General features: G+C 47.8%; 11 protein-coding genes and 1 other annotated feature. Of the genes, 10 read left to right on the forward strand and 1 reads right to left on the reverse strand.

Annotated features, from left to right (window positions below):
- Positions 1 to 2: 2 nt before the first annotated feature.
- On the reverse strand, positions 3 to 614 hold the full coding sequence (locus SD71_RS08670) for a TetR/AcrR family transcriptional regulator (RefSeq protein WP_041062037.1): 612 nt from the start codon (positions 612 to 614) through the stop codon (positions 3 to 5).
- Positions 615 to 798: 184 nt separating this feature from the next.
- Between SD71_RS08670 and SD71_RS08675 the strand changes: the two genes are divergently transcribed.
- The 10 genes from SD71_RS08675 (at position 799) to SD71_RS08720 (ending at position 11,625) form a co-directional block, all read left to right on the forward strand.
- Positions 799 to 1,995 (forward strand): YhgE/Pip domain-containing protein, encoded by a 1,197-nt coding sequence (locus tag SD71_RS08675; protein WP_235427042.1) that lies wholly within the window; start codon positions 799 to 801, stop codon positions 1,993 to 1,995.
- An 87-nt stretch (positions 1,996 to 2,082) separates the two neighbouring features.
- Positions 2,083 to 2,289: a YwbE family protein gene (locus tag SD71_RS08680; RefSeq protein ID WP_041062038.1), complete on the forward strand. Its 207-nt coding sequence runs from the start codon at positions 2,083 to 2,085 to the stop codon at positions 2,287 to 2,289.
- A gap of 5 nt (positions 2,290 to 2,294) precedes the next feature.
- Entirely contained in the window at positions 2,295 to 2,774 is a 480-nt protein-coding gene (gene rlmH / locus SD71_RS08685) for a 23S rRNA (pseudouridine(1915)-N(3))-methyltransferase RlmH (protein WP_041062039.1), read from the forward strand.
- Positions 2,775 to 2,933: 159 nt separating this feature from the next.
- Positions 2,934 to 3,201: a binding site (T-box leader), on the forward strand.
- Positions 3,202 to 3,280: 79 nt separating this feature from the next.
- Entirely contained in the window at positions 3,281 to 4,957 is a 1,677-nt protein-coding gene (leuA, locus tag SD71_RS08690) for a 2-isopropylmalate synthase (protein ID WP_041062054.1), read from the forward strand.
- A 619-nt stretch (positions 4,958 to 5,576) separates the two neighbouring features.
- Positions 5,577 to 6,401: an RNA polymerase subunit sigma-70 gene (locus SD71_RS08695; RefSeq protein WP_235427043.1), complete on the forward strand. Its 825-nt coding sequence runs from the start codon at positions 5,577 to 5,579 to the stop codon at positions 6,399 to 6,401.
- 207 nt (positions 6,402 to 6,608) lie between these two features.
- Positions 6,609 to 7,037, forward strand: coding sequence for an SRPBCC family protein (locus SD71_RS08700; protein ID WP_041062055.1), 429 nt, complete (start codon positions 6,609 to 6,611; stop codon positions 7,035 to 7,037).
- 349 nt (positions 7,038 to 7,386) lie between these two features.
- Complete coding sequence (gene helD, locus SD71_RS08705) at positions 7,387 to 9,816, forward strand: RNA polymerase recycling motor HelD (RefSeq protein WP_041062040.1); 2,430 nt, start codon at positions 7,387 to 7,389, stop codon at positions 9,814 to 9,816.
- Positions 9,817 to 10,026: 210 nt separating this feature from the next.
- Positions 10,027 to 10,413 (forward strand): AbrB/MazE/SpoVT family DNA-binding domain-containing protein, encoded by a 387-nt coding sequence (locus tag SD71_RS08710; protein WP_041062041.1) that lies wholly within the window; start codon positions 10,027 to 10,029, stop codon positions 10,411 to 10,413.
- Between the two features lie 3 nt (positions 10,414 to 10,416).
- Positions 10,417 to 10,722: a type II toxin-antitoxin system RelE/ParE family toxin gene (locus SD71_RS08715; protein ID WP_041062042.1), complete on the forward strand. Its 306-nt coding sequence runs from the start codon at positions 10,417 to 10,419 to the stop codon at positions 10,720 to 10,722.
- Positions 10,723 to 10,971: 249 nt separating this feature from the next.
- On the forward strand, positions 10,972 to 11,625 hold the full coding sequence (locus SD71_RS08720; protein ID WP_041062043.1) for a hypothetical protein: 654 nt from the start codon (positions 10,972 to 10,974) through the stop codon (positions 11,623 to 11,625).
- Positions 11,626 to 11,656 lie beyond the last annotated feature (31 nt).

The raw sequence follows: 11,656 nt of genomic DNA on the forward strand, positions 1-11,656 counted from the left end.
TTTTAATTTATGGTTTTTAACCCTGAGGAATTGAGTGGCCCGTGGTTGAGCAACCGCGTCAAGATGAGTCCTAGTTCTTTGGGAGTTTCTTTCATACCCGTTTCAACCCAATGGAGGAGAACTCCGAAATTCGCAGAGGTGACATGTGCAATCAAATAGTCTTTAGGCACAAGCATATTCTCTTCTTTGGGCTGCCAAGCTGTAAGTCTGCCGTAGATATGCGTTGTCATCATTTGTTTGATTCGGAGCGGGAATGCAGGATCCCCCTTCGGCCCGACTATGACCTTGAAGAAGTCCGCATTGCGGCTGATTTCCTCAAAGATTCGAACCGATACCGGATACGGCTCGTCCTTGGCGGCATGTTTCATCAATTCCACAAAGTCGACCTGCAACATGTACTTCATTAAGTCTTTGAAAAGTTCTTCTTTAAGCTGTTCCAGCATCTCCGCCACATCACGATAGTGCAGATAGAAAGTTCCTCGATTGATACTTGCTCTATTTGATATATCTGTTACCGTTATGTTTTCCATACCCTTTTCCTCAATCAACTCCATGAGTGCTGTACGCAATAGCTGCTTCGTTCTCGCTTGTCTGCGATCCATCTTTTCAGACATTTAGGCACCTCATTTTTTGAAAAATTACTGTGATAATTGAACAAAGTGTTGTTTTAATGCTGTTTATTCAACACAAAGAATGAAAGATGATTATTGATTTGTTTATTTCTTCAATTATAATAAACACTGTGATCACTAATCAACAAAATGTTCAATAAATTGAGCGGATAGGGAAGTGTTAAAAATGGCTTTCTTGAAGCAAAAATTTTTGTGGATCGGCGTGATAGCGGCGTTTGTCGTTCTCATGGTTTTTGGTGTGGCGATGATGGGTTCGGTTCTTGGCGCTAAGCCCAAAGATATTCCTGTGGCATTAGTGGTGCTGGATAAACCCGCAGATCTGCCGATAGGCGGGCAGCTTGCTGTCGGAAATCTGATCAAAGATAAGCTGCTTGCAATGGATCAGCTGCCGGTGGACTGGAAGGTCGTTGACTCAGAGGCGGAAGCACGCGAAGGGTTGGATCAGCAGAAATACTATGGCGCTTTATTGCTGCCCGGCGATTTGAGCTCCGGGGTGTTGTCCATTCAATCACCAAGTCCGCAGCCGGCGACGGTTAAGATTATAGCCAACGAAGGAATGAACACGGCCGCCGCAACTGCGGTCAGAACCATTCTTCAGCAAGGCACCAAACTAATCAGTCTTGAACTGTCCAAACAAGTTCTTGCCGTGGTCGGCAAACAAATGAATCAAATACCGGTATCGGCCGCACAAGCTCTGCTCACGCCGTTCCAGGTACAGGAAGAAACGGTACATCCGGTAGCCGCCAATAACGCCGGCGGAAGCGCACCGGGTATGCTGACGCAAATCATGTGGATCGGGAGCCTGGTGACCAGCATCTTCATGTTCCTGGCGGCTCAGCAAAGCTTCACTGCAGGTGTACGGAAGCTGCCGGTTCTGGCGCTTCAGTCGGTTATCGGGGTTGCAATTATCGGAGCCGTCTCCGGATTTCTCGTCTGGATGGCCTCGTCGTGGTACGGGATGGAGCTTGCGCATGCCGTCGACACATGGCTGTTCTTGTGGTTAGTCGGCGCCGCGTTCGTAATGCTGCAGTCTTCCTTGCTCAGTTGGATGGGGTTCCCTGCTATGGGTATTCTCGTCCTGCTCATGTTCTTCTCCCTGCCGCTTATTAACTTGGCGCCTGAGTTCCTGCCGCAGGCTACACATGATTGGCTGTATTCCTGGATTCCATTCAAATTTGCAACATCCGGTCTTCGTGAGGTTATGTATTTCGGTGGGTTAGAGGCTGTCACGTGGAATGGTTCGGTGTTATGGTGGATCGCCGGCGTTTTTCCTGGTGTTATTGCTGGTATCCGGCGTGCGAAAAGGGAAGGCCGTCAAGGTCAAGGGTTTATCGTTAAGTTAATGGGTCCCGGTCACCTCTGAGAGCAGAGGGGCCGGTTTTTTTGTTCTATTGAGCTGTGTGGTACGATAAAGGCAGCTTGATGAATGTATCGGAGGTTGAACGTTGTAATGGCAGGTAACGGGAAAATTCGCAGTGAGATCCGTCCGGAGCTGGAAGTCGATATTGTACTGAAAAAGGATCAGCGCACAGGAGTAACTACGCGCGGGATCGTGAAAGATATTTTGACGAATTCACCTCAGCATCCTCATGGAATTAAGGTGCGGCTGCAGGATGGGCAAGTCGGCCGTGTCCAGAACATCGTAACCGGGGGATAAGAGGCATGCAGATTCAGATTATCGCCGTCGGCAAGCTTAAGGAGAAGTACTGGAACGACGCGATCGCCGAGTATTCCAAGAGGCTCGGACCCTATGCGCGGCTGGATATTCGTGAGCTCCCCGACGAAAAAACGCCGGACTCCATGAGCCCGGCGGAGGAAGAGCAAGTGAAAGCGCGCGAAGGCGAACGCATCTTGGCTGCTCTGAAGCCAGATGCGCACGTCGTCGCGCTCGCGATCGACGGCGAAACATGGACAAGCGAGCAGCTCGCCGCGCACTTGGACCGCCAAGCCGTCTACGGCGGCGGCTCCATCGCCTTCATCATCGGCGGCTCGCTCGGTCTGTCCCCCGCCGTCCTCTCCCGCGCGGACAAACGGCTGTCCTTCGGCCGCATGACCTACCCGCACCAATTGATGCGGGTTCTGCTGCTTGAGCAGATTTATCGAGCGTTTAAGATCAATCGCGGTGAACCGTACCATAAGTAGGGCGAAATTATGAAGCTAATTAAATTGAGCGAGTGTATTATGGCCAAAAGACGAGATTGAATAATCGAGCACAAACCGCCAGAGTAGTTTACCGGCCACCCGGAAACTGCAAAAAGGAAATTGACATTGAGGCACAGGTGTTATAGCATGACTTTAATATCTAATACGTTGAAAAGGAATAGTACGCTTTTCTAAGCGCTCAGAGAGCTGTTGATTGGTGTGAAACAGCCGCGAGGAAGAATGGAACTCACCTTGGAGTTGCCCGCTGAACCAGTGAAGTAGGCGGAGCCGGAATCCTGACCGTTATCATCGGGAGGATATGAGGTTTACCCGCAGTTCCGGGAACCTATATCCGCAGAGTGCATGCCTTCTATGGCATGAATTCGGAGTGGTACCGCGTAAGATGTTACAGTCTTTCGTCTCTGTTAACGGAGATGGAAGGCTTTTTTGCGTTATGCCTGCCTTTTAATGACCAAATGTCAAAAATGATGGAAGGATGGATACCCATGAAAAACGTTGAGAAATACGCTAGAGGATACTTTGCGCCGCCGGAGGCAAGCTTGAAATGGACCTGCAAGGAGTATATTACGGAAGCCCCTATTTGGTGCAGCGTTGACCTTCGTGATGGAAATCAGGCGTTGATCGTTCCGATGAATTTGGAGGAGAAGCTGGAATACTTCAAAATGCTTGTGGAGATCGGGTTCAAGGAGATCGAAGTCGGATTCCCCGCAGCGTCGGAAACGGAATTCACCTTCCTGCGGACATTGATCGAGCAGGATTTGATCCCGGATGATGTAACAATCCAAGTGCTTACCCAATCGAGGGAGCACATTATCCGCAGAACTTTTGAGTCACTGAAAGGTGCGAAAAAGGCCGTCGTACATTTGTACAACTCGACTTCTGTAGCCCAGCGGGAACAAGTATTCCGCAAATCGAAAGAGGAAATTATCAACATCGCCTTAAGCGGCGCCAAGCTGCTGAAAGAATGCGCGTCGGAAACGGAGGGGAACTTTCAGTTCCAGTATTCGCCGGAAAGCTTTACAGGTACGGAGATTGAGTTTGCGCTGGACATATGCAATCAAGTGCTCGGCATATGGCAGCCGACAGCGGAGAATCCGGTTATCATCAACCTGCCTGCAACGGTGTCCATGTCGATGCCTCACGTCTACGCTAGTCAGATTGAATATATGAGTGAACACTTGAATTACCGGGAGCATGTTATGCTATCCCTTCATCCGCATAACGACAGAGGCACGGGCGTGGCTGACGCCGAGCTGGGGATGCTGGCCGGAGCCCAGCGAGTAGAAGGTACTTTGTTCGGAAACGGGGAAAGAACAGGGAACGTAGACATTGTCACGCTGGCCCTGAACATGTACTCGCACGGAGTAGATCCGAAGCTGAATTTTGAGAACATCCCGGCGATCCTTTCCGTTTATGAACGACTGACCAAAATGAGAGTGAGCGAAAGACACCCTTACGGCGGCGAACTTGTATTTACAGCTTTCTCCGGTTCACATCAGGATGCGATTGCCAAGGGAATGAAGTGGCGCGAAGAGAAGGAGCCGCAGCAATGGTCGGTTCCATATCTGTTGATCGATCCGCTGGATATCGGCAGACAATACGAAGGCGATATTATCCGCATCAACAGTCAGTCAGGCAAAGGTGGAATCGGTTACGTACTGCAGCAAAAGTATGGGCTCGATCTTCCTCAGAACATGCGCGAACACTTCGGGTATTGCATTAAGAACATATCCGATCACCAGCAAAAAGAGCTGCTTCCGGATGAAATATACGACATTTTCATTAAAGAATATGTAAATATTAATTCGCCTACCGAGCTGGTTAAATATCGCATTAATGATGAGGATGATTTTGAAACCATCGTGGTTGTGCGGACGGGTGACGGAGTTAAGGAGATTACAGGTACGGGGAACGGAAGACTTGACTCGATCAGCAATGCATTGCAGGCTTATCTTGGATTGGAATATAGCGATCTGGTCTATAAGGAGCACGCTTTGGAAAAAGGCTCTAAATCGCAAGCGATCTCTTATATCGGGATTAAGGCCTCAGACAGCAGCGTATATTGGGGCTGTGGCATTGACGTAGATATTATGACCTCATCTATCAAAGCTCTGTTTAGTGCTGTAAATCAAATGAGCCTTAATAGTAACAAGAACAATTAATTCCAACCGTATTTGCAGAAGGGCCATCCCGAAAGGGGTGGCTTTTACATTTGCCGTTACGAGCAACGCGGAGAGACGTGTCTAATAGGGGCGAAAAAAGCTGCTAAAATGCCCGGTCGCAACATCGTCTCCTAGTGCCAGTGCATTTAGTGCCGGAGCAGTAATAGTAGCGATCAGTATTCAGATGATCAGAAACGGGACCGTCCGGGGTTTCCTCGACTGGAGCCCAGATGTATCTGCAATGATTGGAAAGGGGGCTATCAGCCTTATCCTATTTGTTTAATTGAGAAGTTTGCTGATTAGAGTCTAGTTCCAATGACAAGGGACACCAAAAAACGGTGCGCAAAATTTCGCTCTATAGATGTTGCGGTGAACCGTATCACAAATAGTGGTAAAGCGGAGAGTAGAAGTTTCAGTTCATTTGAATGAGTTCATAACAAATGCTTATATTGATTCATGTGTGCTAACGCATATGGTATGATATGGTTATAGTTGTGTTAGCTTGATATCCATAAGCAAATGAGGTCTTTTGTAGGGTTAAGTTTATTTGTTATTCTAATCCGATCCAACAAAATACAATAAAAGAAATTCATATCTCGCCCATCAAAAGGAGGCAAAGATGAACGAAACAGCATTAGAGCTTCAGTTATTTGAGAATTTAAAGCCTGGGTTAACATCGTTCTGTTACAGAATGCTAGGATCCATCGCTGACGCGGACGATGCTGTTCAGGAAACCTACATTCGCGTATGGAAAAGTTGGAACTCATTCAAGCAGGAATCCTCGTACAAAACATGGTTCTATCGTATTGCAACAAACATATGTCGGGACAAACTGAGACAAGCCAAACGCCGGGCTCTTCCCGTAGACCTATCCGACTCGGCAGCTTCCATCATTGAACCTCGCGAAGTGTTGCCTGACTCATCATGGATCTGGCCTGCTCCAGACTTTGCTGAAACTCCGGAAGATATTTTCATTCGTAAAGATACCCTTCAACTCTGCTTTATTGCACTCTTGCAAACGCTACCCCTTCGTCAACGTGCGGTTTTTATTTTGAAAGATGTATTCGAATGGTCCTCCAAAGAGATCGCAGACTCTTTAGGAATATCACCAGCAGCAGTTAATAGTACCTTACAAAGAGCTAGAGAAACACTAGATAGAGTGAAACTTCGTTCCAACGAGTTTAATATGATGGATGTCGAACCTGATCGTGAGATGCTCTCACGGTATGTAGAAGCCTTTGAACAATTTGATATTCATGCGCTAGTATCGTTGTTTCATGAGGAAGGCTGTATGTCAATGCCGCCTTTCGTAATGTGGGTACGCGGCAAGGACGATTTGTTCAAATTTTTTTTCGCTTACACGTGGGCATTGTTTAGGGTCTCGGTTTTTGCCGATTACGGTGAATGGCGGTTATCCTGCTTATGCCCAGTACGTGCCGAGTAACGAAGAATCCATCTTGGTACCTTGGGGTATTCACGTCGTTGAGATAAAAGATAAGAAAGTATTCCACGTCCAAAATTTCATTAATACAAAATTATTTTTCCGATTTGGGCTACCTGAACAATTACACCGATGAATTTCGCAAACTGATTTCGTCTAAATATATGAGAAACTAAATTTATGATTATAATGAGTGAGGTGTTCTTCAAAATGGAAACAAGTAATCCAACGAGAGTAACCGTACAGGCAGTTATTCAAGCGCCAATTGAAAAAGTATGGAGGTATTGGACGGAGCCGGACCACATTACGAAGTGGAATCAAGCTTCAGAGGATTGGCATGCGCCAAGAGCGGAGAATGATTTGCGGGTTGGCGGTAAGTTTCTTACAAGGATGGAAGCGAAAGATGGCAGCTTCGGATTTGATTTCGGCGGGATTTATGACGAAGTAAAACAGCACGAGAAAATTTCCTACACCATGGAAGATGGAAGGAAAGTCGATACTACCTTTACCGCGAAAGGTAGTGATACGGAGATCGTAAGCACGTTTGATCCGGAAAGCTCCAATCCCATCGAAATGCAACAAGCAGGATGGCAAGCGATTCTAAACAGCTTCAAAAGATATACGGAAGAATCCCAATAATAACCGCGGGCGTCCATTATGGCGCCTTTTTTCATTTGTTTTGATTTGGCACGCTGAACCGTATCATAAGTAACGGCAAGTTTTTGGCCTTAACAATGAGAGCGGAAAAGTTATACCTAAGACAATTCACAAAAAACAAAACCGGCATCATTTTGCCGGTTTTGTTTTTTTATATATTCGATTTACATGCAAAGACGTATCATGGTATGATTAGAAAACCTATGCATGTTTTATATCGGCGCAAAGTTATTGCATTTTATCTACACTACTATCATACCAAGTAAATTTGCGGTTGTCAAGCGTTGTTTTGCTTTTTTATTCAAGACCGAAAAGGAGCGTGTTCCGAACGATGATAAGCGCAAACGATTGGAAGCAAGAACAAGAGCGATTAGATCTGGTCAGGGAAAGTCTGCAAAAGAGAATCGCCGAGCTGGAGCCGGAGGTGGCCGGGCTTCATGATCAAGTGGCGGACATTCGCAAGCGGTTTTGGGAGGAGGTTACGGTCAACACCAGCTCGCACGAAGATTTCGAAGAAACCTTCTATAGCATAAAACAGCAAGAAGCGGTGTTGTCCGAGCGAGAGCGAAGTCACCGGCAACGGCTGAAACGGTGGAAAAGCATGAAGCGGCTGTTGCCGTCTCCCTACTTCGGGCGCATCGATTTTAAAGAGGAAGGTCTTGGTTTAAGCGAGCCCATTTACATCGGAGTATCCTCCCTCGGCGATGAAGATGGCATGAGTTTCCTGGTGTATGACTGGCGAACGCCCATTGCTAGCATGTACTACGACTATTCCCCAGGGGCAGTCGCCTATGAAACGCCTGGCGGACAAATTCCAGGGACGATGCTGTTAAAGCGGCAATATCAAATTCATGACGGCCAACTCCGGAATGTGTTTGACACAAGCTTAACGATCGGCGACGAATTGCTGCAACAGGAGCTCGGCAAGGGCGCGGATGCACAAATGAAGAGCATTGTGGCGACTATCCAAAAGGAGCAGAACGCGATCATACGCGACGACAAGAGCCGTATGCTCATCGTACAGGGTGCGGCGGGCAGCGGAAAGACGTCCGCGGCGCTGCAACGGGCAGCTTACTTGCTGTATAAACACCGCGATAGACTCAAGGCGGATCAGATCGTACTTTTCTCGCCTAATCCGATGTTCAACAGCTATGTATCCACGGTGCTTCCCGAGCTTGGCGAGGAAAACATGCAGCAGACGACCTTCCAAGAATATCTTGCGTATTGGCTGGGATCCATCTTTCTTCTAGAGGACCCGTTCGATCAAATTGAATATGTGCTGACGGCTAAACCATCGCAAGAATATGAAGCCCGGCTGAAAGGGATTCAATATAAAGCATCGGAAGCTTTCCTTCAAGCTCTTCAAAGCTACGCGCTGTGGCTGGGCAAGGAAGGCATGAAATTTCGCGGCATCCGTTTTATGGATCGCGAGTTGATTACAGAGGAACAATTGAAATTACGATTTTACAGCTACGACAGTTCCATCCGATTGGCGAATCGTGTCGTCATGCTTCGGGAGTGGCTGCTTCGGGAGCTCAGATTTTTGGAGCGCGAAGAGCGGAGGGCGCTCTGGGTTGAAGACGAGCTCGATTACCTCGATCATGACCAATATGACGAGGCCTACAGCACATTGCTGAAGAAGTATCGGCGAGAAGAAGCGGTCTTCGATTTTACCGAACAGTATGTCGAAGCCCATGGTGAGTTTCGAAAGACGGAGGAAGGGGAGGAGAATGTCTTCGATTTTGCCGGTCAGGAAGAAGCGCTTCTTCGCCGGATGATCGTTAAGGAACGCTTCGAACCACTGAGGCGGGACGTGAAAAGGTTAAATTTCATCGATGCGATCGGACTGTACGAACAGTTGTTTCGAGATGAAACCGATTATCGTCGGATGACGAACGAGACCGCAGTGCCCGCACATTGGCTGGAAATCTGCAAGCAAACGAAAGAGAAGCTGAGCCGGCTCGAACTGTTTTATGAGGATGCGACCCCGTTCCTGTATTTAAAAGAACTCGTGGAAGGCGCGCGGACGAATGCGGAGGTACGGTATGTATTCGTCGATGAAGGCCAGGATTATTCGCCTTTCCAATACGCATTCCTCAAACGGTTATTTCCCCGCGCGCGCATGACGGTGCTTGGCGATTTCGGTCAGGCGATATTTGCCCAAGCAACGAGTCTGCACGAGGAGGATTCGCCGTTGGTCCGAATTTACGGAAAAGACGAAACGAGCCTGATTCGTCTGGTTCGCAGTTATCGCTCTACCCAAGAAATCGTGGAGTTTACGAAGTCGCTGTTGCCCGGGGGAGAGGATATCGTACCCTTCGAAAGGAGCGGCGGAAAGCCTCTTTTCTTGAAGACGGGAAGCAGCGAAGAGCGGGCGGCGCGCATGATTGAAGACCTCGCGATGCTTAAAGCCGAAGGCTTTGGTTCCATCGCCGTCATCACGAAGACCGCGGACGAAAGCCGCGAAGCCTATGAATCGTTGACGGACAAGGTTTGCGAGGAACTGCGGCTCATTACGAAGGGAACCTTCACCTTCGAGAAGGGAGTAGCGGTTATTCCTGCCTATCTCGCCAAAGGCGTTGAGTTCGATGCGGTACTGGTCTACGACGCTTCTTCTCAAACATACAACCGGGAAAACGAACGCAAGCTCTTTTATACCGTCTGTACGCGCGCGATGCATCGACTTCTGCTTTACACGACAGGGGAATGGACGCCCTTTATTCAGGCAATGGATCCGTCTATATATGAGGTGGGGCAATAAGGGATTGATGCATGGTTGTTAGAGCCGGCTTTAACCACATTGAAGGCTAGCATCGATGAGAAAACTCGCAAACAAAGTAAAAGGACTCTTTTCAAGCACTTTACTTGGTGTAAAATGGGTAATACAAAGTAAAGAAGTAAAGAAATAAAGAAAGTAAGAAAGTAAAGAATAAAAAAATAAGAATAAAAAGGAAAAAGGAAGGATATAACTATGGCAGTAGCTCATGAGGCGGTGAAGCATGTGGAATGGAAGCGCGCTCGGGTTTCTAAGCAGCGCCAGGTCACGATACCTCTGAAATTCTTCGAACAAGCTGGAATAAAAGATGAAGTCGAGATCGGGTTACAAGGCCAGAGCATTGTCATGCGTCCAGTGCGTGATAACGTTGGAAGTGATCACTTCGCTGACTTAATTCTTCAAGATTTGATTGCAGAAGGTTTTTCGGGAATGGAGTTGCTCGAAAAGTTTCGTGAGAGACAGGCAGATATTCGTCATGCAGCCAGGGGACTTCTTGCTGAAGCTCAAGAAGCTGCTCGAAATCACAAGGGAACCGGCGACGATCAGATGAAAGAACTCTTTGGCGATGTAATGGGAGGTTAGTTTGTGCTCCCTATTCTTGTTTTAGGTCCAGCTGAGCACTTTCTTAAAAAAGTCGTGGAGAAACCACTAAAGACAACCCTATTGCAAGCGATGCAAGAGATTCGGATGGATCCCTACATTGGTGAGGCAAAGACAGGCGATTTGGCCGGATACTACTGCTACGACGTGTTTTATAAGGGAACGAACTACGAACTCGCCTACACACTCGAAGAGAATCAGGATGGTGAGCTGCTCGTCGTCATTCTGGCCGGCACACGGGAGAACTTTTACGAAGAATTAAAACGAATTGTAAAAAGACGCCTTAAGTGATCAGGGCGTCTTTTCTTATGGCAATTTAAAGCTAGAGATAAGTTGGTCTGGGAAACAGAGTGCAGCGACAATTACTTGCACTATTCAATGCGGCCGTGATCCAGATAGAAGTGACTACGACAACCTGTTTGCCGGCGACTCTCTTATTCGATGGGGAAGAGATTATTATCACATTTTCAGCTTGTTCTAATTATTTTTTAAGTTTATCCAGGTATAATCATGGCAACTCTCTCATGAAAGGCACATGCCATGAACACGAAAAAGAAAGTTTGGATTCCGGCAATGATTACAGCTTTGGCAGCCGTGCTGCTCTTGGCGTATTATTACTACGTTTCTTTGACTCACGGCGGCGGAGAAACTCGCATACGCATGCTGGAAAGCGGCGCTGGGAGAATGCATCCTCCACGAGGAGAGGGACCTGGGGGCGGCGGAGAATTTTTTAAGACCTTGGGTACAGTTTCCGTGTTCCTCGGAGCGGTCGGTTTCTCTTGGTTCTGGTTCAAGAAGAAGCTAAAGTCGCCGTCCCTGTTGGTGCGGACAACCGGCAAGCTGCTGCACGCTGTGCACAAAATGCTGGGTTGGGCGACCCTGATTGTCATTGCAGCTCACGGCATTTATTTTTTGATTGCCAAACCGGGTGACAACAAAATTTACACCGGGCTCGCGGGATTCGTTATTTTGCTGATGATCGTCGGATACGGTTTCTTCATTAATAAGGTTCGTAACAAGTGGATGCGTATTGTGCACCGTTCGCTCGGATTGCTGTGGGTTCCCGTGCTGTTGCTGCATGCCGGCGGTTCGGCAATAGCAGCGGTCTTCGCAAGTCTTGCGGTCTGGATTCTTGTCTGGATGCTCGAAAGAAAAGTGGAAAATGCTGAGAAACCAATCCCGGGAGACCGGTGATTGGTTTTTTTCATGTTGGGATTGTTTTGTA

Source organism: Cohnella kolymensis, from assembly GCF_000829465.1.
GTDB lineage: Bacteria > Bacillota > Bacilli > Paenibacillales > Paenibacillaceae > Cohnella > Cohnella kolymensis.